At 46.6% G+C, this 21594-nt stretch carries 21 protein-coding genes; 7 read left to right on the plus strand and 14 right to left on the minus strand.

Annotated features, from left to right (window positions below; all coding sequences use genetic code 11):
- Positions 1 to 79 precede the first annotated feature (79 nt).
- From LCM29_RS04865 to LCM29_RS04875, 3 genes are read left to right on the plus strand one after another with little or no spacing between them, the layout of a single operon-like run.
- Entirely contained in the window at positions 80 to 1810 is a 1731-nt protein-coding gene (locus LCM29_RS04865) for an ABC transporter ATP-binding protein (protein WP_224861272.1), read from the plus strand.
- The gene (locus LCM29_RS04870; RefSeq protein WP_214749909.1) at positions 1807 to 2679 is read left to right on the plus strand and encodes an NAD(P)-dependent oxidoreductase; all 873 of its coding nucleotides are present in this window, start codon (positions 1807 to 1809) and stop codon (positions 2677 to 2679) included. Before LCM29_RS04865 ends, LCM29_RS04870 begins: the two co-directional genes overlap by 4 nt.
- A gap of 45 nt (positions 2680 to 2724) precedes the next feature.
- Positions 2725 to 2952, plus strand: coding sequence for a hypothetical protein (locus tag LCM29_RS04875; protein ID WP_074033180.1), 228 nt, complete (start codon positions 2725 to 2727; stop codon positions 2950 to 2952).
- Between the two features lie 19 nt (positions 2953 to 2971).
- On the opposite strand, the gene LCM29_RS04880 is transcribed toward LCM29_RS04875, so the two are convergent.
- The 12 genes from LCM29_RS04880 to LCM29_RS04935 all read right to left on the minus strand — a co-directional run bounded on the left by LCM29_RS04880 (position 2972) and on the right by LCM29_RS04935 (position 17234).
- A complete protein-coding gene (locus LCM29_RS04880; protein ID WP_214782620.1) occupies positions 2972 to 3616 on the minus strand; it encodes a DUF975 family protein in 645 nt (214 codons plus the stop codon).
- Positions 3617 to 3688: 72 nt separating this feature from the next.
- On the minus strand, positions 3689 to 4342 hold the full coding sequence (locus LCM29_RS04885; protein ID WP_224861274.1) for a copper homeostasis protein CutC: 654 nt from the start codon (positions 4340 to 4342) through the stop codon (positions 3689 to 3691).
- Between the two features lie 13 nt (positions 4343 to 4355).
- Positions 4356 to 5126 (minus strand): DeoR/GlpR family DNA-binding transcription regulator, encoded by a 771-nt coding sequence (locus tag LCM29_RS04890; RefSeq protein ID WP_224861276.1) that lies wholly within the window; start codon positions 5124 to 5126, stop codon positions 4356 to 4358.
- 174 nt (positions 5127 to 5300) lie between these two features.
- On the minus strand, positions 5301 to 5921 hold the full coding sequence (gene plsY / locus LCM29_RS04895; RefSeq protein WP_412093969.1) for a glycerol-3-phosphate 1-O-acyltransferase PlsY: 621 nt from the start codon (positions 5919 to 5921) through the stop codon (positions 5301 to 5303).
- A gap of 11 nt (positions 5922 to 5932) precedes the next feature.
- Complete coding sequence (locus LCM29_RS04900; RefSeq protein ID WP_224861278.1) at positions 5933 to 6802, minus strand: D-alanyl-D-alanine carboxypeptidase family protein; 870 nt, start codon at positions 6800 to 6802, stop codon at positions 5933 to 5935.
- A 78-nt stretch (positions 6803 to 6880) separates the two neighbouring features.
- Positions 6881 to 7297: an acyl-CoA thioesterase gene (locus LCM29_RS04905; RefSeq protein WP_224861280.1), complete on the minus strand. Its 417-nt coding sequence runs from the start codon at positions 7295 to 7297 to the stop codon at positions 6881 to 6883.
- A 31-nt stretch (positions 7298 to 7328) separates the two neighbouring features.
- Entirely contained in the window at positions 7329 to 9587 is a 2259-nt protein-coding gene (locus LCM29_RS04910; protein WP_224861282.1) for an AAA family ATPase, read from the minus strand.
- A 56-nt stretch (positions 9588 to 9643) separates the two neighbouring features.
- Positions 9644 to 10321, minus strand: a complete 678-nt coding sequence (locus tag LCM29_RS04915) for a hypothetical protein (protein WP_224861284.1) — start codon at positions 10319 to 10321, stop codon at positions 9644 to 9646.
- A gap of 102 nt (positions 10322 to 10423) precedes the next feature.
- Positions 10424 to 11989 (minus strand): BCCT family transporter, encoded by a 1566-nt coding sequence (locus LCM29_RS04920; RefSeq protein ID WP_224861286.1) that lies wholly within the window; start codon positions 11987 to 11989, stop codon positions 10424 to 10426.
- A gap of 124 nt (positions 11990 to 12113) precedes the next feature.
- Entirely contained in the window at positions 12114 to 12608 is a 495-nt protein-coding gene (locus LCM29_RS04925) for a DUF3939 domain-containing protein (protein ID WP_224861288.1), read from the minus strand.
- A 117-nt stretch (positions 12609 to 12725) separates the two neighbouring features.
- Positions 12726 to 15440 (minus strand): aconitate hydratase AcnA, encoded by a 2715-nt coding sequence (acnA, locus tag LCM29_RS04930; protein ID WP_224861290.1) that lies wholly within the window; start codon positions 15438 to 15440, stop codon positions 12726 to 12728.
- Between the two features lie 195 nt (positions 15441 to 15635).
- Positions 15636 to 17234 (minus strand): peptide chain release factor 3, encoded by a 1599-nt coding sequence (locus LCM29_RS04935; RefSeq protein WP_224861292.1) that lies wholly within the window; start codon positions 17232 to 17234, stop codon positions 15636 to 15638.
- Between the two features lie 178 nt (positions 17235 to 17412).
- On the opposite strand from LCM29_RS04935, the gene LCM29_RS04940 reads away from it, so the two are divergent.
- From LCM29_RS04940 to LCM29_RS04950, 3 genes are all read left to right on the plus strand, one after another.
- Entirely contained in the window at positions 17413 to 17844 is a 432-nt protein-coding gene (locus LCM29_RS04940) for a DUF2621 domain-containing protein (RefSeq protein WP_074033193.1), read from the plus strand.
- 256 nt (positions 17845 to 18100) lie between these two features.
- Positions 18101 to 18430, plus strand: coding sequence for a DUF485 domain-containing protein (locus tag LCM29_RS04945; RefSeq protein WP_214782600.1), 330 nt, complete (start codon positions 18101 to 18103; stop codon positions 18428 to 18430).
- Positions 18427 to 19986 (plus strand): cation acetate symporter, encoded by a 1560-nt coding sequence (locus LCM29_RS04950; protein ID WP_214782598.1) that lies wholly within the window; start codon positions 18427 to 18429, stop codon positions 19984 to 19986. The genes LCM29_RS04945 and LCM29_RS04950 overlap by 4 nt, the downstream gene beginning before the upstream one ends.
- A gap of 34 nt (positions 19987 to 20020) precedes the next feature.
- Here LCM29_RS04950 and LCM29_RS04955 read toward each other — a convergent pair whose 3' ends face one another.
- Together LCM29_RS04955 and LCM29_RS04960 are read right to left on the minus strand one after the other, a co-directional pair.
- Positions 20021 to 20473 carry a CcdC family protein gene (locus LCM29_RS04955; protein ID WP_074033875.1) on the minus strand — a complete coding sequence of 151 codons (453 nt, stop codon included), beginning with the start codon at positions 20471 to 20473 and terminating at the stop codon, positions 20021 to 20023.
- 19 nt (positions 20474 to 20492) lie between these two features.
- Positions 20493 to 21191 (minus strand): cytochrome c biogenesis CcdA family protein, encoded by a 699-nt coding sequence (locus LCM29_RS04960; protein WP_012726450.1) that lies wholly within the window; start codon positions 21189 to 21191, stop codon positions 20493 to 20495.
- Between the two features lie 188 nt (positions 21192 to 21379).
- Between LCM29_RS04960 and LCM29_RS04965 the strand changes: the two genes are divergently transcribed.
- Entirely contained in the window at positions 21380 to 21562 is a 183-nt protein-coding gene (locus LCM29_RS04965) for an aspartyl-phosphate phosphatase Spo0E family protein (protein ID WP_074033196.1), read from the plus strand.
- The last annotated feature ends 32 nt before the right edge of the window (positions 21563 to 21594 follow it).

Raw genomic sequence — 21594 nt, forward strand, 5'->3', positions numbered from 1 at the left:
ATGACTCAATCGTTCGATTCGACGTCTTGACACCCGTTTTTGAAACAGCGAAAGTAAAGAGAGAGGAGGTTTGTTCAAAATGAATTCATCAACGTGGAAAACGTTTTTCCAACTTTTTAAAATCGCGAACCCTCCTAAAGGATTGTTTGTTGGAGCTATTCTGATTTCGCTTCTTCAAGCCGTCGCATCGCTAGCGATTCCACTCATCCTGCAACGTGTCGTTGACCGTTGGAGTAGTGACCTGTTGACGCCTGAATGGATTGCATATTTTCTCTTTGCCTTTCTCGTCCAGGTCATCACGAGCGCGTTATCGATTTACTGGCTACATATTGTTGGTCAACGTGTTGTCGCCAATCTTAGGACGACATTGTGGGACCACCTCATCAAACTGCCCATCCCTTTTTATGATGGGATCAAATCGGGAGAACTCGTCTCCCGCTTGAACAATGACACAACGACGCTGCAACAGCTGTTGTCCGAGCAAAGTGTCCGCTTGTTGACCTCTTTCGTCTCGGTCATCGGTGCCGTCGCCATCTTGTTCACGCTCGATTGGCAAATGACACTCGTCATCTTGTTTTCAGTGCCGACGACGCTTGTCATCGTCATCCCACTCGGCCGAAAGCTTCGAGTGATTGCAAAAGAAACGCAACAGGAGCTCGGTAACCTGTCCGGATTCTTTGCGGAACTGCTCGGTGAAATCCGTCTCGTCAAATCGCAGGCGACAGAACAAATGGAAGTGCGGACCGGGAAAGTGAAAATCGAAACGTTGTTCGATTATGGAGTGAAAGAAGGACGAATTCAAGCCATTCTCATCCCTCTCCTTAACGTCACGTTGACGGGGATGTTGATTGCCATACTCGGATTTGGAGCGTATCGTGTCTCGACAGGGGCCTTATCGACGGGTGAACTACTCGCATTCATGCTCTATGTATTCCAAATCATCACTCCTCTGATCACCATGAGTGAATTTTTGACGAGACTACAAAAAGCTCGTGGCGCAACTGAACGAATCGCTGAATTATTAGATGTCCGTCCTGAACCGTACAGCACATATCAAGAATCCATCGAGCAGGCTGACCTCTCTTTCGAGAATGTGACCTTTCATTATGGGACGGAACCCGTTCTTCAAGGACTCTCTCTTCACGTTTCACCTGGCGCAACGACCGCCATCGTCGGTCGAAGCGGCGCCGGCAAAACAACACTTTTTTCGCTCGTCGAACAATTTTACACACCAACGGAAGGATCAATCCGGTACGGTAATCGCGATATTCAAACATATGCCCGGGATACATGGCGTCAAATCGTCGGTTATGTCGCTCAAGACTCTCCCGTCTTGTCGGGTTCTGTTCGGACAAACATCGTCTATGGTCTTCAACGTGAAGTAAGTGATGCAGAAATCAAAGAGGCGTGTGAAATGGCAAACGCATGGTCATTTATCGAAGTGATGCCGAATCAGCTCGAGACGGAGATTGGAGAACGTGGTATTCGCTTGTCAGGTGGACAACGACAGCGTCTTGCGATTGCCAGGGCATTGTTACGTAATCCGCAAATTTTACTCCTCGATGAAGCGACGTCGAGTCTGGATTCAGAATCAGAACGCGTCGTCCAGGAAGCGCTCGATCGCCTGATGGTCGGGAGAACCACACTCGTAATTGCCCATCGCTTATCGACCGTCAGACATGCCGACCAAATCGTCGTGTTAGAGGATGGACGCATCAGCGGGATTGGGAAACATGAACAACTTTTAAACGAGAATGCTCTTTATCATCGTCTCGTCTCACAACAATTACTAGGAGGACAATCTACATGAAAACAATCGGGTTTATCGGTCTCGGGGTCATGGGCCAATCCATGGTACGAAATTTGATGAAGCATGGTTTTGACGTAAAAGCTTATACGAGAACGAAAGAGAAGGCTGCCTCGCTATTAGAGGAAGGTGTAGTATGGTGCGAAACGATTCAAGAGGTATGTCAAGATGCTGATGCCGTCATCACCATCGTCGGTTATCCATCAGATGTTGAGTCAATTTATTTCGGGGAGGGAAATATCCTCGACTCGGCAGAACCAGGTACGCTCTTGATTGATATGACAACCTCTTCTCCGAAGCTCGCCGAACGAATCGCCGAAACGGCCATTGAACGGAGTCTTCTTCCGCTCGATGCACCGGTCACCGGTGGAGATATTGGTGCAAAAAATGGGACGCTTTCCATTTTGGTCGGTGGCGGAGAGTTCGCCTTCAATAAGGCAAAACCTTTATTCGAAGCAATGGGACAGTCCATTGAGCGGATGGGATATGCCGGGAGCGGACAATATGCGAAACTCGCCAACCAAATCGCCATTGCCGGAACGATGATGGGGAATGCGGAGATGTTCGCGTTCAGTAAACGAGCAGGACTTGACCCCGAAGCGCTCATCCGTACGATTCGTGGAGGAGCAGCCGGTAGCTGGACGCTTGAAAACTTGGTTCCACGGATGATTGTTGAAGATTATGCTCCAGGTTTCTTCATCAAACATTTTATTAAGGATATGACACTCGCCATCGAGAGTGCAAACGAACTTCAAGTGAAATTACCTGGACTCGAACTCGCTCATCGACTCTATTCGATTCTCGAAGAAAATGGATACGGGGAGAACGGAACACAAGCGCTCATCGAGTATTACCTTCATCAAGACGTTTGAATCATGCCGTTTGTGGAATTAGTAGGAGTGAAGGAGGCGATTTTCGTGCCATGGAACATGAAAGACTATCCTGAATCACTGAAAAACTTCGATCCACTTGTAAAAAAGAAAGCCATTGATATTGCGAACGCACTGCTCGCACAAGGCTATTCTGAGACGAAAGCGATACCAATTGCCACTGAACAAGCGAAAAAGTGGCATGCGGATGCGTCTGAACAAGAAAAACAAGATTTTGAAGACGCCCCTAACCCGAAAAAGACAGATCAGCATTGAACGTAAACAACCGGTCGGATTATCCGACCGGTTGTTTTGCGAGATATGACGCCTTCATTTCTAGATAGAGACCTGAAATCGCCGTCTGTAAGTAAGGCGTGACAAAGATGTAAGCGAGTCCCCCAGTAAGAAGGACGAGCGCGTACCATCCGATAAAACTTGCGAATAGCTTTAACATAGTCTGTTTATGCCCTTTCATCATCAAACGACTCTTTCGCATAGCTTGGAACGCCGAGAGATCTGGTTCTTCCCGCATGATGAACGGTGTGATGCGATACGTCAAGTAAAACCAGACGCCAGGCACAATTAGGAATAACATCAACACGTTCAGTCCTAAATAAAACACCGCGTAATAAATCACCGCTCGTGAATACTCTTTCAGGGAGCCGAACGCTTCAATCAATAAGCCGAACTTAGGCTTCTCGTCTTTAGCGACCTGAAGAAACACCCAATTCTTCCCGAGCTCGATTGGAGCGAGAAGGACTGTCGCCCCATACAATAGTGCCACAGAAGTCATGAGAACTTCAGGGTCATTCGTTGATAGGTCTAGACGTGTCGTGATCATCGCCTGAATGACCATGACGGTCAAAACGACGAGTAATGATATACCCCATTTTCCAGAGAGCATTCGAAGCGCATATTGTTTGTAAACGGAAGATTGCATGAGTTCACCTACACTTTTTATTTTCTTTCATTATAGCAAAAAAACAGTCTTTCGACTGTTTTCCGCTTTGACTCATCCACGAAGTTGTTTAAATTTATCCCCATCCAACTGTCCGTTTGTTCGTACGCCATTCCCGACGTGTACCATGTCGACGTTGAGTCGTTCCTGTAAGGATGGCAAAGTTTCTGTCGTGATGCCAGCTCCAGGCAATATAGTCATCTCTGCTTGCTCGTTCAGTCGGATCAATGTTTCGATACCTTCTAATGCAGTGTTCGCACCACCAGATGTCAATAAGATATCGATTTCTGGGAAATCATTTAAGACATCCAGCGATTCATATACATCACGCGACGCGTCGAAGGCACGATGGAACGTTAGTGCCATCTCACCTTTATGTTTGATGACTTCTCCTAAAATCCGCTCATCGATTGCCCCGTCTTTTGTCAATGCACCAAAGACGATTCCATTCACCCCGAGTTCACGGCATAGACCAATGTCTGCAAGCATTGTTTCCACATCATCTTCGTTGAAATGGAATGAACGTGTATGAGGTCGAATCATGACATGTACCGGGATGGATACGTGCTCGATTACATTCCGAATCGTCCCGAAACTTGGCGTGATCCCGCCATTCTCCATATCTGCAATCAGCTCGAGTCGATCTGCCCCGAGTTGCTCCGCCTCGATTGCTTCAGATAACGTTGTGACAATCACTTCTACTTTCATACAATCGCTCCTTTTACGGCGCGAACTTCCAGTCCACACCATGTTCGGCTAAGACGCCTTTAAATTCTTGTGGTTCCGGAAAATCTGAGATAATTGCCGTCACCTTTGAAAAGTCGCACACCCGATATCTTTTTTGTTGGTTCAACTGGGTATGGTCGGTTAATAAGAATGTCTCGCGACTTTGGGACATCACCGATTGTGTGATACTAGCGAGTCCGAAAGCATCGCACGTCAAACCAAGAGTTGAATCGACCCCCTCAACTGATAAGATGGCAAGGTCAAACATATAGGTTTGGAGTTGTGCGAGAACTTGTTCGCCTGTCGTCACGAGATGTTTCGGATCGATTGTACCACCTAACAACTGGATTTCGCCACCGAGCACACCTTTCGCCCGTTGTTCAAACAACGCTTTGGCGACCGTTAGAGATGGAGTGACCACCGTCACATTTCGTCCTCGTATACGAGACGCCACTTGTTCGGCTGAAACCCCATGACCGATATAGAGTAACGTATCGTCCGGAATCAATTGAAATGCCGTATACGCGATACGGCGAATCCCATCCATGTTGGCAATGACAATCGGCTGAAAAGACATGCTCTGATGAAGAACCGCCCCCCCATAAACACGCTTGATTCGATGTTCTTTCTCTAGTTCTTCTAAATAACGTCGAATCGATTCCCCTGATACATTCAATCGCTCAATCAATTCGCTCGTCTTCACTTTACCTTCTCGTTCGATCCACTCGACAATTTTCTGTTTACGTTCTTCACCGATTAAAGACACGTCCCTGCCTCCTCCACTAAAATCTTTCCTTTTCTAGTGTAACGAACGCATGTAAATTTAACGTAAATTGAAAGTAAAGAACGAGCAAATCCAACATGATTTTGCTTCTTTTTTATGTAAATCAACAACAATGCACAAAAAAGGTACGTCTTGATCGGACGCACCTGAAAGATATTAAGATTTATGCTTGTTTTGAAAAAGCGGGACTTTCGGTTCTTTCCCGGCTCGTATTCGTTGCCAGTTGGTACGATGTTTAATGATGATAAACAGGGCCAATGGAACGATGACAATCAGAGGTAACCAGTCCTTCGTCAATATACTGTAAGTCGTTGCCGTCACGAGACCTACTACAGCGGCAGCCATAGAAGAGAGGGATACCATACGTGAAATGAGAAGAGTCACAATAAACGTGCCGACGACGACAAAGAAGAACCACGGAAATGCCGCTAAAAGTACCCCGCCGCTCGTCGCGACCGATTTTCCACCTTTAAATTTCGCAAAGATCGGATAAGAATGTCCAATGACTGCAGGAATCCCGGCAAGAAGCAGACTCATCTCACTTCCGAATAAGAGTGGTAACAAAGCTGCGACTAGTCCTTTCCCCATGTCACCGAGTAAAACAAGAATCCCCGCTTTTTTGCCGAGAACACGAAAAGTGTTCGTTGTACCTAAGTTGCCGCTCCCATGTTCGCGAACATCTACTCGATAACCGAGCTTGCCGATGATGAGCGCAAACGGAATCGCACCAAGTAAATAGCTTAAAATGATAATGATGATTTCTGTCATAAATGGCATCGCAATTCCCCTTACTTCATATATTCCTTTATATAACGATCGAATGGTTGATTCGATTCAAACACTCGCTTGGCGTGTTGAACTCCGATATAACGTAAGTGCCACGGTTCATACATATAGCCGGTCTCATCTTCAAACGCTTTTTGATAGCGAATGATAAAACCATACTCGTGAGCATGTTCTGCTAGCCATTTCCCTTCAACCGTTTCACCAAGGCTTTGTGTGAGCTGATAATTGACAGAAGCGCTCGAGACGTCGATTGCAAGACCCGTCTGATGTTCAGAGTGTCCAGGTGGAGCGGAGTATTTCATCGCTTTTTCTTTCCCATCCCGTTCTACATATGCATTGAAAAGATTGACTTGGTAGGCATAAGAGCGATAAGCACTTGTACCTTTTAAATCAATTCCATCTACTTTTGCGCCTAACATCAACCCTTCAATGGCACGCGCTGCTTCCCCTCTCAACAATTGTCTTTCCCCAGTTGCAGAATCAACGAAATCTATGTTTGCCCGAACAAGATCTGACGGTTCATAGTCTATTGGAAGGGCAATCTCTTTGTTCACAAAAATTAACGTATCTAGTTCTAGATTGGCCATCCCATCGATTTCAATGTCTACAGCGGACCCTGACGTACTTGTATGATTACGGGATTCAGCAAATTGCGGCCTTTGGTGCACAGGTGGCATGTCTTCATCTATTCCTTCATCAACAGTCGAACTGTTCTCTTGAAGGGATTCCGATTCATTTGGTTCTGTTTGTGGTTGATTTACTGTCGATGACTGTGTCGTTGGTTCTTTCGGTTCAGCTTGCCCGTCTGTATTACAACCGGCTAACATGAACGTCAAGGCGCCGCAAACCATCAAGACTGATGGATAACGCATGCGATTTTCCCCTTTCTAGATAACAAAAAGTACCGTCAAGATATGATACCATACTGACGGTACGAAGACAGAAGATTCTTAGACAGGATTCATGACTTTCATGTACATGTCATGCCATTTTGGGAACTCTCGATCGAGACGAATCGGTTTGAAATCTCCTCGTTTGACCACAACATGAGTCGTCTTGGCTGTTCCTACGAGCTCACCATCTTGGTTCGTCAACTCATACCCATAAATCGTTCTGATCTTTGAGTATTGGTCGACCCATACGCGCACATGAACCGTATCGCCAAACGTTACGCTTCGCTTGTAATCCATCGATACGTTCGTCACCGGCGAAACGAATCCTGCTTCTTCCATGTCTTTGTATTCGACGCCGAGCTGACGTAACAGTTCGGTGCGAGCAATCTCTAGATAAACTAAATAGTTGGCATGATAGACGATTCCCATCATGTCCGTTTCTTGATATCTAACTGGGATTTGAATCGTATGCATTGAATCATCCTTCTTTCCTACTACTAGTGTATTATAGCTTACTCTTAATATCTACTACTAATAATTGTTGGAGAGATGTCTCGTTTTCTTCCTCCGACATGAGTCGATACGATTGACGAGCGATTGACTCATCGATGACAGACAAGGCAGTCCGTGCATTCGCGTTATTGATTTCACTTAATCGAATCGATAACGCTTCGATTGCTTGTTCGTCCAGCTCGTATCCAAATTGGTTCGCATAGTTCACAGCAATCTCGACTAGCTGTTCTTGCGAATAATCTTCAAAATGAATCGTACGTTTCATGCGACTGCTTAGTCCAGGATTCGATTCAATCAACCGTCTCATCGGACCTTCATACCCCGCAAGGACGACAACAAGGTTTTCGCCATGTTTCGGCATTTCATCGACAAGTGTATCGATTGCCTCTCGACCGTAATCATTCGCTCCTCCATTCAGGCTGTATGCCTCGTCAATGAGTAATACGCCACCGAGTGCATCACGAATCGCCGCCTTCGTTTTTTGTGCGGTCTGTCCCACATAGCCACTGACCAAATCTGCTCGACTGACAACGTTGACATGTCCACGCTTCAAATAGCCTGTACGCTTCAACATTTGAGCATACAGATATGCAAAAGTGGTCTTACCCGTTCCACTATTCCCCGTGAGTGTCATATGAAGTTGGATGGGTGCCGTCTTCAGACCTAGCGCTTTTCGTCTCTTTTGGATGTTCACGAGTGCTTCAATCTCTGCCAATTGTACTTTGGCATCTTCCATACCGACAAGGTCGTCCAACGATGTTGGACTCGCATCTTCTTCGGGTTGATCAAAGTCTTCTTCGGTCAAAAGCGCCATCTCGTCTAGAGGGGCATCTGCACCGAAACGAGATCCTTTTTTAAACATTGCATCGAGTAAGATGTTATGAACCGTTCGCGCATTCCCGAACGTCGAATCGACACGTTCACGGTCGATCCGTGTCAGAAGTGACCGTTTTGCTTCCTCCGTCAACACATAATTATTTTCCTGTGCCACTTTTTCACCGATAGCGACTAATTCCTCATCCCGATAGTTTGGCAACTCGTAATGATTCGATTCTGGGAATCGTGAGCGTAAACCAGGGTTCGCAAGTAGGAAATGACGCATTTCTTCTGGATAACCAGCCAGGATGACGACAAACTTCCCGGCATATTCGCCGCTCGTCATCGCTGCGACGAGCGTGTCGATTGCAGCTTGCCCATAGTCACTTCCGCTTGCATCTTGACGTTTTAGTGCATATGCCTCATCGATGAACAGGACGCCACCTTCTGCTTCTTTGACTTTATTCATCACTTGTTCTTCCGTTTGTCCGACATATGCGCCGACTAGGCTTGAGCGATCCGCTTCGACGAGGTCCGGTCGACTGAGCAGGCCGAGTTCAAAATAAATCTCTGCCATGAGTCGAGCAAGCGTCGTTTTCCCGGTACCTGGATTACCCGTAAAAACGAGATGAAGGGAAGGTTGATGCTTCGATGAAAACCCTGCTTTTTCTCGTTCTTTCTGGAAGAGCAGGAAGCGATACCATGCTTTCACACGGTCTTTGATGTCATCTAGACCAATCATTTCCTCAAGTGATTCGATGGCGCTCGAACGTGTCTCCGTTTTACGTTCCGGCAGCAACTGACAGATTGCATCGAGTCGCTCTTTGACGAGCACAACGCGTTCACCGAAGCGACGAAACGCTTCTCGACTGAAGTAGTTCCCTTGCATCGATGCGAGTAAAGATGCCGTATCATCCTCTAACGATGCAACTTCCTGCATCGCCTCGATGATTGCCTCGAATATCTTCTCGAGTTGCCCCCGCCATTCTGAGTCCCGCAAATCAGACTTGGCCGCCTCCACTTCATCGTGAAGTCGGTCGAGTTGGTCAAGTAGTGCAGATGTTTTTGACTCATATTCCGTCAAAATTTGTACCTTCATTGAGGCGTAATCTGCTTCGCGAAGTGTCGGCCAATCGATTTGAAGCGCTTGTTTTGAACGACGCAATTGCTCGTTCAATTGAAACAGACGTAATTCAGGCGGTAACGCATTCATCGACTCTAATTCTTTCACCCAGCGGTTCAATAACGGGTCCATCGACTCTTTCTGCTCGAGTCGATGTGTAGCGAGCAATGTCAATGAACGAATCAATTCTTTTTCATGCCCAGTCGCACGTGACCAGTGCGCATAAGATAAAAGCGCCGCCTCATTGATCTTTTCTCCAGCTTCCCAGTTCGTCAAATCCGTTTGAACTTGTTCAACTTGAATTTGTTTCATTCTGTTCTCCCTTTCAGACGACAAGGGAGCCGACATGTTGTCTGCTCCCCATCGGATTATCTTGATTCAAAAGATGTCATTCGAATCGAATGGAACAACTTTCCGTTATTCCGCGATTCTGCCGCAAGCAAAATCCGTTCGTTCGCATCGACATAGTATGTGACTGTCTCTTTATTATCTTCTGCACTAAAAATAGATGGATAGTTTTGAACCCATTCTTCAGGAACCGTTTCAGCCGCTTCAGACTTCACGTAAGCTTGTGCGGTTCGACCGACTAAATCTGTCTCGCCCTCACTTGACCCGAGCGTGCCATCGTCTAGCCATTTACGAATCTGTTCATTCGTGGCGCGGGATAGGAATGGATGCGGTGCGACTGCTCCGGAATTGGTCTCTTGTCGAAGAACCTCTTCTCCGTCCGGATTAAACTCCAAATACGTTTCTCCGTCCCACTCTGCTTTTGCACCCACGTTTGGTCCCATGACGACTTCTGAGACAAAATGTCCGTTTTCATCATACGTGACAAGGTACTCTCGTTCTTCGAGTGTTTCCCCTTCTTTCGGAAGTTTACGCTCTTGATACCCAATCACGACATTTGAGTAGAACGGTTCAACCTGTTCTCCCTCTTCACCATTCAGATTCATGAGTACGTAAAAATTATAAGCGAGTAATGCCCCGACAATGAGGATGCCGGCCAAAATGACCCAGCTCAACCGTTTTTTTATCTGTTGTTTCATAGCCTATCCTCCTCGTTTCTTCACTTACTATCCTACACTAGCTAAGAGGACAAGCAAAATATTTTTAACCGAAAAAAGGGTCTCATACGAGACCCCTCTAAATTATCCTAATTTGTCTTCATCTTTCTTCTGTGCTTCGAGCCACTTATCTCGCTCGTCAGGTTCATCGGCCAAGTCTTTGAACAAGGCGACAATCATAAAGACGAGAACGAAGATGAATGGGAAAGCTGCGAGAATCGCTACAGCTTGCAGGGCATCCAATCCACCAGCAAATAGAAGCACGGCAGCAATAGATGATTGGATCACACCCCATGTCATTTTAATGCCCATCGGCGGGACAAGCTTCCCGTTTGAAGTGAGCATACCGAGTACATATGTCGCTGAGTCGGCAGACGTGATAAAGAATGTCGAGATGAGGAAGATTGCGACAATACTGAGTACTGTCCCAAAACCACCAAACGTATCGAATAACGCGAACAGCCCGACTTCTGTACCGATTTCGTTCACTTGTCCAATCAAGTCGTATCCACCGAACAAGTCAGCCCAGATAGCTGAGCCACCGAATACGGAGAACCATAAGAGTCCGAACGATGTTGGGACGAGTAAGATCCCGATAATAAATTCACGAATCGTGCGGCCTTTTGATACGCGTGCGATGAACGTTCCGACGAATGGTGACCACGAGATCCACCAAGCCCAATAGAAGATCGTCCAGCCATTGATCCACTCACGTTCAACCGGCTCGAATGCGGCCGTACGGAAACTCATACCAGGAAGTTGCTGCAAGTATGTCCCTACTGTTTGAGTGAACAAGTCGAAGATGAACGCAGTCGGTCCAGCGAACATGGTCGCGACAAGTAAGACGATTGCCAAGAAAATGTTCGTGTTACTTAAAATTCGAATCCCTTTATCAAGACCCGTTGAAGCACTGATCATGTAAAGTACCGTTACGACGGCGATGATGATCAACTGTGTCACGAAGGCGTTCGGTACCCCAGGGATGAGATAATGAAGGCCACCGGCAATCTGTTGAGCACCAAAACCGAGTGAAGTCGCTACCCCGAATGCCGTCGCAATGACCGCAAGAATATCGACCGTTTGTTTCACAGGTTGTTCGTAGCGGTTATGGACGAGCGAACCGATTGTCTCCCCAATCGTTGCAGGGCGACCTTTTCTAAACGTTGAGTATGCGATTGCGAGTGCGATCATCGCATAAATTGCCCATGGGTGGAAGCCCCAGTGGAAGAAGGCATAACGCATCGCAGTACGTGCGTCCCCTTCAGGCGTCAAAGAAGAGAACGGTGGTGAATGGAAATGAAGCAGCGGCTCTGCTGCTCCCCAGAAGATGAGTCCAATCCCCATTCCGGCACTGAATAACATGGCGAACCATGACAAGTAACTGAATTCAGGTCGGTCCGTATCTTTCCCGAGACGAATCGATCCATAGCGAGAAAAGATTAAAAAGATAGCGACAAGTAAGAAGCCGGTCGCACTTAACAGGTAGAACCAGCCCATCCCGTTTGAGAGCCAGCCTTGTAACGTGCTGGTTACATTTAATAGACTAGCATTTCCTAAAATGCTTTCGGGAAATAATCCCCAGATTGTGAATAAGCCAGTTATGATTACAGAAATGACGAACACAGGCGTCACACGGCTTTTCCGTTCCATAAAATCACTCCTATTTAATTTTCTATTTTCATATACGTTTTCCACCCTAACATACTTTTTAAACAAGTCTCAACCCCAACTGTCCATAAATGTGTCATTTACTGAAAAATAGATAGGTGTCTTGTCAAGAAGACGTTTCCTTCGGTTCAAGCGAGACAATTAACGTCTCATCCACCACATAATAAGGTCTTTTTGGAAGTGTCTTTAAGTAACCTCCCTCTCGAAGACGTGTCAAATCTAGCTGTAGTGCATTTTCAAATTTCCGCAATGGCAATTTTTTCTCTTGATCCATATACAGGTCTAGGGCACGCTGTACTTGGTCCATCTCATAGATGACATCACGCTCTTCTTCCGGAACGATATGAAACGTCTCTTTCGACATATAGAAACGCTGTTTCGGGATTCCGGATAAATGATGCTTCAATCGTTTGGTGTCAATCTCCTGTGTGTCATCTAGTAAGACGGTACGATTTACGCCTTTTGGCAAGGTCTGTTCATACTCGTGAATCGCATGACGTAATTCAGGTAACGAGATGTCGATTTCTCGATCAGGCTTCACCTCTTTTTGCTGTGTCAAACGCTTCCACCAACTCTTACTCTTCTTTTCTTCCCGCTCCATAAGCACACCCCTCCCTGTCTTCCTGTTCCCGATTCTTTTAAAACTTTCACCATAAAATCGCATATTCATGAAAAAAAACCTTCCTTTTTTTCAAAGGAAGGTTTAATAAGCCGAAGCTTATTTAAGTTTGTTACGGAGAACCATTTGTAAGATTCCACCGTGACGGTAGTAATCAATTTCAACTTCAGAGTCGAAACGTGCGATGACTTTGAATTCTGTCACCGTTCCGTTTTCATGTGTCGCTTTTGCGTTCAAGATATCGCGTGGACGTACAGACTCATCGACTTGGATATCGATTGCTTCCTCACCAGTCAATCCGAGTGTCTCTGCTGATTCACCCTCTAAGAATTGAAGTGGTAGTACACCCATCATAACAAGGTTTGAACGGTGAATCCGCTCGAAACTTTGTGCGATGACCGCACGAATGCCAAGGAGGTTTGTCCCTTTCGCAGCCCAGTCACGAGACGACCCCATTCCGTAGTCGTTGCCAGCTAGGACGACAAGTCCAGTACCTTGTTCTTTATACTTCATCGCAGCATCGTACATCGGCATGATCTCACCTGTTGGCCAGTAAGTCGTGAATCCACCTTCTGTACCTGGTGCGACTTGGTTGCGGATGCGGATGTTGGCGAACGTACCACGCATCATGACTTCATGGTTACCACGGCGTGAACCGTAAGAGTTGAAGTCAATTGGCTCTACCCCTTTAGAAAGGAGGTATTGACCAGCTGGTGTCGTCTTCGAGAATGATCCCGCTGGCGAGATGTGGTCAGTCGTGACCGAATCTGCGAACTTTCCGATGACGCGTAAGCCATTCAACGCGTGAACTTCGCCCGCTTCTGGTTCGAGTTGTTCGAAGAATGGTGGGTTTTGGATGTATGTCGACTCATCTGAGAAGTCATACAAGTTACCTTCTGGAACGTCTAGCGCGTTCCAACGCTCGTTACCAGTGAAGACCGTTTCGTATTCTTTACGGAACGCTTCTGGTGACACGACGTCTTGTACGACCATCTTGATTTCATCGTTTGATGGCCAGATGTCTTTGAAGTATACTTCATTTCCATCTTTGTCCGTACCGAACGAATCGTTCATGATGTCGAAGTTGACTGATCCTGCAAGTGCGTAAGCGACGACGAGTGGTGGTGACGCCAAGAAGTTCGCTTTCACGAGCGGGTGAACACGTCCTTCAAAGTTACGGTTCCCAGAAAGGACAGAAGATACGAGCAAGTCGTTCTCCGTGATTGTTTCTTCGACTTCACGGTCAAGTGGACCCGAGTTTCCGATACATGTCGTACAGCCGTAACCGACCGTGTTGAAGCCGAGTTCATCCAAGTAAGAAGTCAAGCCAGCTTTGTCAAGATAGTCCGTTACGACTTTCGAACCTGGTGCGAGTGACGTCTTCACGTATTTCGGAACAGTCAAGCCGCGTTCTACCGCTTTCTTCGCAACGAGTCCGGCACCGACCATAACGTAAGGGTTCGACGTGTTCGTACAGCTTGTGATGGCAGCAATCGCTACATCTCCTGTGCTCATATCGACGGCACCGTCTTCATAGTTGACCGTCGCCTTCTTCTCGAGTTCAGAACGGTCAAGTCCAAAGCCGCTATTCCCTGCTGGAGCGCTCAAGCTATCGATGAACGATGTTTGAACGTCTGAGAGATTGATTCGGTCTTGTGGACGTTTTGGACCTGCTAGTGAAGGTTCAACTTTTGACAAGTCGAGCGTCAATACTTTCGTGAACGTTGGATCAGCTTGGTCTGGCGTGTAGAAGAGATCGTTCGCTTTTGAGTATTCTTCAACGAGTGAGATCAATTCTTCAGAGCGACCAGTGGTACGCATGTAGTTCAATGTTTCCGTATCGACTGGGAAGAATCCACATGTCGCGCCATATTCTGGTGCCATGTTCGCGATTGTCGCACGGTCTGAGAGTGGCATCGTGTGAAGCGACGGTCCGAAGAATTCAACGAATTTCCCGACTACTTTTTCATGACGGAGCATCTCTGTTACGACGAGTGCCACGTCTGTCGCTGTTACACCAGGGTTGACTTCACCGATGATTTTGACACCGACGACTTCTGGCACTGGGAAGTACGATGGTTGACCGAGCATACTTGCTTCTGCCTCGATTCCTCCAACGCCCCAACCAAGAACACCGAGTCCGTTGATCATCGTTGTGTGCGAATCCGTTCCGACGAGTGAATCTGGATAAGCCACAGTACCTGATGCATCGTTTTTCTCGAGGACGACAGAAGCCAAGTACTCTAAGTTTACTTGGTGAACAATCCCCGTTGCAGGTGGTACGGCACGATAGTTGTCAAACGCCGTCTGAGCCCAACGTAAGAACTTATAACGCTCTTCGTTACGTTCGAATTCAATGTCCATGTTTTTCATCAATGCGCCAGCGAAACCGTACGCATCTACTTGAACAGAGTGGTCAACGACGAGGTCGACAGGGATTTCCGGGTTGATTTTGTTAGGATCTCCACCAAGGTCCGCCATTGCTTTACGAAGTGAAGCAAGGTCTACGACTGTCGGTACACCCGTGAAGTCTTGAAGTACAACGCGTGCCGGCTTGAACGGTACGTCAATGTCTTTCGAGACGTCGGCAGTACCCCATTTTGCCAAGTTCTCGACATGTTCTTTTGTAATCGCGCGACCGTCTTGTTGACGGAGTACCGATTCGAGAAGTACGCGAATCGAATAAGGTAAACGGCTGATGTTCGTTAACCCTTCTTCTTCTAATTTTTTCAATCGATAAAAATCATACGATTGCCCGTTCGCCTCGAACGATGTCCGAGATGCGAACGCGTCTAAAACATTCGTCTGTTCCATTGCAATTTCCCCCTTTTTGAAAGCGCCGACCACACGACAATGCGTAATCGCTTACTTTTCACATATTTATCATAATACAAGTATAGCGTGACGTAAAATACATTCCGTCACAAATTAGTCATAAGCAAAACTTATCAATTAGTTTAAAAAGGGATAAACGACAAAAAAACACCTCAAAACTGAGGTGTTTACAAATTATTCTTCTGTTCCAATCTCTTCGTTGACATCTAAAGCCTCGACGAGAGTCAAATCGTCCGCATGACGTTCAGCGAACCGCTCATACGTAAACTCGTTCGCAAACAGGAAGACCGGACGTTCCCAGCGGTCAGTGACGAGCATGTTCCGTGAGTCTTGGAAAGGTTTCAATGCTTTCAATTCTTTATCTTTTACCCAACGTGCAACGCTGTATGATACAGGTTCCATCCGGATGTCTACGCCATACTCATTGTTCAAACGATATTCAAACACTTCGAACTGGAGTTGGCCGACCGCACCGAGATAAATCTCATTGTATTCATTGCGATAAACTTGGATTGCCCCTTCTTGCGCGAGTTGCTCTACACCTTTGTGGAAGTGTTTTGACTTGAGCGAGTTGACTGGTGATACTCGCATAAACAACTCAGGTGGGAAAGTCGGCAATGCTTCAAAGGCAATCTTTTGCTTCGATGTCGTAATTGTATCCCCGATTTGATACGTACCTGAATCATAGATCCCGATGACATCTCCTGCGAATGCTTGGTCAACCGTCTCACGATCGTTGGCCATGAGCTGCGTAGACTGGCTCAATTTGATTTTCTTGCCGGTTCGTGTGAGTGTGACGTCCATTCCACGCTCGAACACACCTGAACAGATTCGAACGAATGCGATGCGGTCACGGTGCGCCGGGTTCATGTTCGCTTGAATCTTAAAGACGAACCCACTGAAATCTTCTGATGTCGGATTGATTGGACCGACGTTCGATTTACGCGCCTCTGGAGCTGGAGACATCTCCAAATAATGATTCAAGAACGCAGTCACACCAAAGTCAACGAGCGCCGTTCCGAAGAATACGGGCGTCAATTTTCCGCTTTGGATCGCTTCCACATTAATCTCATTCCCTGCTCCGTCGAGTAGGTCGATCTCATCGCGAAGATTCGTCAAATTCTCTTCAGAAAGATGGTCAGCGAGTATCGGGTCGTTTACCCCGTCCTCACTTAGTTGAAGGGTCGACTTGTCTCCGCGGAATAAATGAACTTCATTTTTCATCCGGTCATAAACACCTTCGAACTGCATCCCGCTGCCGATCGGCCATGTGATGGCAACTGAAGGCATGCCGAGCACTTCCTCAAGTTCTTCCATCAATTCAAGCGGGTCTTTAGCCTGACGGTCCAATTTGTTCATGAACGTAAAGATTGGAATACCGCGCATACGACAAACTTGGAATAGTTTCTTCGTCTGCGTCTCGATCCCTTTCGCGGCATCGATGACCATGACCGCACTGTCGACAGATGTCAATACGCGATACGTATCCTCACCGAAATCGTTGTGCCCAGGTGTATCCATGATCGACACGACTTTGTCTTGATAGATGAATTGCATGACAGACGATGTAACCGAGATTCCACGTTGTTTCTCAATTTCCATCCAGTCTGATTTGGCGTGTTTTGAATTTTTACGCGCTTTGACGGTACCCGCTTCACGAATTGCACCACCGTGCAAAAGTAACTTCTCTGTTAATGTCGTCTTACCCGCATCCGGGTGAGAGATGATGCCGAATATTCGGCGTCTCTCGACTTCTTGTTTCAATTGGCTCATATACGATAGACCTTTCCTTTCTCGACTCACTTCATGCTTATTCTCGTAGCAACGCTATCTATTCTAACGAAATCGATTGAGTTCGTCTATCCTAACGAGACGTACGCCTTTTGCAAATGGATTCTTTTTTGTATACTAACGATGACAGTAAGTGAATGTATAGAACGGGGGAAAGACGATGCCAGAAAACTTGATGATGTATTTCATTGTATTCTGGGGATTCGTCATGATCGGACTCATGACGATTGGCGGGTACTTCATGTTTCGTAAGTTTTTAAAACGAATGCCGAAAGAAGACGGGCGTTCCCTTTTAGACATTGAGGATGATTATATAGAGAGAACACGTCACTTATGGACGCCGGAAACGCGGACTCTGTTAGATCGACTCGTTTCACCGGTTCCAGAACTATTTCGAGACGTCGCCATCCGAAAAATCGCAGGCAAAATCGGTCAGTTTGCCCTCGAATCTCGTGCTAAGAAGATGACGACCGAACTCGTTGTAAAAGGATATATCGCTGCAACGCCTAAGCGAGACCACAAATTTTTAAAAAAAGCGCTAGCCGAAGAACAAATCGACTGGACACCTTACGAACACTATTTTCAGCAGTAGACTCTTTCCATCCAGGTTAGAGTTTTTTTATTTTGTCGAATTGTGCATTTTGCCTATTGGGTCGAAAGTACCTTTTCTTCCAATTTTAATTATATAGACATAATGTTCAATATTTAGACAATATTGAAAACGCTTACAATAAATTGGTATGACCAATATTACAATAGTATTAGTGAATTCGACATGAAAAAAAGGCATGACTCCTCTCATTTTCACACCGCATAATGGATTTATCTTACAGCTTAGGAGGGATTTTATGCATGACGTGACGCAAGTTACTCAAACGACCAGTAGCCATTCCGCTCAGTCGATTACAGAACACGAGACGTTCCATCAATTGATGCGTGAAAAAAATCGTTTTATCGTTCCCGCTATCATCTTCTCACTTATTTTCTATTTCACGCTCCCTGTTTTGACAAGTTACACAACGATCTTGAATACAAAAATTGTTGGTGACATCACTTGGGCTTGGGCGTTCGCCTTCTCCCAGTTTATGATGACGTGGACACTGTGCGTGCTCTATAGTCGTCGTGCCCGGCGCTTTGATGCACTCGTGAGACAACTGAAGGAAGAGGTGAAATCATGAACTGGACAGCAATTGCCCTCTTTACCGCCATTGTCGGTCTCACCCTTGTCATTACATATTTCGCCGCTAGAAAAACGAAAACCGCCAGTGATTTCTACACGGCTGATGGTGGGTTGACTGGTTTCCAAAACGGTCTCGCGATTGCGGGGGACTATATGTCCGCGGCTTCCTTCTTAGGGATTGCAGGCATGATCGCACTCGCTGGATTTGATGGCTTTTTCTATTCCATCGGCTTCCTCGTTGCCTATCTCGTTGTCCTCTATCTCGTCGCGGAACCGCTCCGCAATCTTGGGAAGTATACGATGGCCGACATGATTGCCGCCCGTTTCAATAAACCACGCGTGCGCGGTGTCGCGGCGATGAATGCCATCGTCATCTCTATTTTTTATATGATTGCCCAGCTTGTCGGGGCCGGTGCATTGATTGAACTATTGCTCGGTATCCCGTATACGACAAGTGTCGTTGTCGTCGGGATATTGATGACGGTCTACGTCGTATTCGGTGGGATGACGGCGACTTCATGGGTACAGATCACAAAAGCCGTCCTATTGATGATTGGGACAGCCATCATCTCATTTCTCGTCTTTGCACGATTCGATTTCTCAATCATGACGATGTTCAATGAAGTGAGCAAAGCCACACCGCTCGGTAGTGACTTCTTGAACCCAGGCAACAAGTTCAAGCTCCCGCTCGATACGATTTCGTTAAATATGGCACTCGTACTCGGTACAGCTGGTCTTCCACACATCTTGATTCGCTTCTTTACCGTCAAAGATGCACCGACGGCAAGACAGTCGGTCGTATATGCGACGTGGATCATTGGAGCGTTCTACATTTTGACAATCTTCTTAGGTTTCGGGGCAGCAGCTTTTGTCGGACGAGACGCCATTCTCGCCGCGAACCCTGCAGGTAACATGGCGGCTCCTCTCCTTGCGCAAGTACTCGGTGGTGACCTCTTGTTCGCCTTCGTGGCAGCCATCGCATTCGCGACCATTCTAGCGGTCGTCGCCGGGCTCGTCTTGTCAGCCGCATCTGCTTTCGCTCATGACTTCTATGGTCACATTATCCGGAAAGGGGAAGCGACAGAGAAGGAACAAGTAAAAGCCGCCCGGATCGCTTCTGTGGCCGTCGCTCTCGTCTCGATGGGACTTGCGTTCTTCGCTCAATCGATGAACGTAGCGTTTCTCGTGTCACTCGCTTTTGCTGTTGCAGCAAGTGCGAACTTACCAGTCATTCTCTTCACGATTTTCTGGAGACGCTTTAACACAGGTGGTGCAATCTGGGGAATGGTCGTCGGTTTGTTCTCTTCTTTAATTTTGGTCGCAATCAGTCCGAACCTTTGGGCACCGGACGGGTCAGCCATTTTTATTGGAGAAGCACTTTTCCCACTCTCGAACCCAGGAATCGTCTCAATCCCACTTGGCTTCCTTGCAGCCATCATCGGTACGCTCGTCACGAAGTCCGACGAAGCCGCCGGAAACTACGAACGGATTCTCGTCAAAGCAAACACGGGAATCGATTCGGAGACGGAAGTGGCTGTCACAAAAGAATCGTAATCAAAAATGGAGCGGCCATGAGCCACTCCATTTTTTACGTGATTGCAATTCGTTTATACTTTTGATACATCGCGATTCGCCATGGGACGATCATCCCCCAGGCAATCAAGTAGAACAATCCACCTGTTGAGAAGATATCGACTTCATGACCGACCCAAACTTTCATTGCCGTACGAATCGCAAGTAGCGCGAACACGACGATAAAAAATGCTTTTGAGCGTGACAAGTATACTTCTCCGTCCCGTTTTTCGAAGTTTGACGTTTTGATGAGGAACAGACTAAAGATTAGCCCGACCGCTAACGCCTCAAGTACTTCGACCCACGATAAACGAAATGCGGGAATTAAGAACTGAATCATCCCGGTCGTCATCGCAAGTGGTGGAATTAAGATTTTTTTTGCATTCGTCGGTTTCGCTGATGCTTTCACACGCACGAAACTCGCCACGATACCCATCAATAACGCAACGAGAGTCGACCCCCATAACATTGACATCTCGGTCAACCCCTTAAAATCCGGTGAATCCGACAAGTTCGCTCATCCAAGCAGCGAAGCGGTTCATTCCGTCAAAATATAATAATACGCCGAATGCCATCATCAAATAGCCGCCGACTTTTGCAACTTTTGCACTGTTACGTGCTAAGTACTTGATCTTGCCTACAAACGCGACCATCACTAAGAATGGAATCGCAAAACCGATGACATACGCCAACATGTAACCGAGACCTTGGCTCGGATTGGTTGCCGCAAGTGCAATCACACCTGCTAAAATCGGACCCGTACACGGCGTCCATCCCGCAGCAAAACCAATTCCAATTAATACGGTTCCAAAATAGCCGCTCTTTCGCTCGCCAATGTCCATCTTCTTTTCGCGCATCATAAATTGCGGTTGCCATAGACCGGCCAAAAAGACGCCGAACACGAAAATTAAAATGGCGCCGAACATCCGCAAACTATCTTTATACTGGATGAAGACGTCTGCAATTAACGAAGTCGATAATCCAAGCACGAGAAAGACAATCGAAAAGCCGAACAAGAACGAAAACGTGTGGAACCAAGCTGTACGCTGTTTCAATCCTTCATTTTTTAATTCAGATACGGAAACCCCTGTAATATACGAGAGAAACACTGGATATAACGGGAGCGTACATGGTGACAAAAACGATAAGACGCCCGCCCCAAATGCGAGCCATAATGTGACTTCCATGACGATTTCCACCTTTCACGACCATTATAGCGAAAACCTATTTAAATTGCTCGAATCTTTTCTTTCAGAACGAAACATCATTTTGTAATTTTTGAAATGGAAATGAAACTTGTCATCTGTAAACGTAGGTGCTAAGATTTGGATATTCTAGTTCGCAAAATTCTAATTTACATGATGGGGGAACGAACGTGGCAGTCACCGCAGCAGATACACTACACCAGGCCATTGAACAGAAACGTGATGAACTGTATAAAATCGCGTCAAAGCACACTTGGACCTCACCAGAAGTCATTCTGGTCAGTCAAGAACTTGACTCTCTCATTACTCGTCATGTCCTATCAAAGCATAAAAAAGATCAGCATTCGAATTGACCTTGATGGCTCGTCACTCTCCGTGGCGAGCT

Origin of the sequence: Exiguobacterium aestuarii, assembly GCF_020171655.1 — a bacterium.
Taxonomy (GTDB): domain Bacteria; phylum Bacillota; class Bacilli; order Exiguobacteriales; family Exiguobacteriaceae; genus Exiguobacterium; species Exiguobacterium aestuarii_A.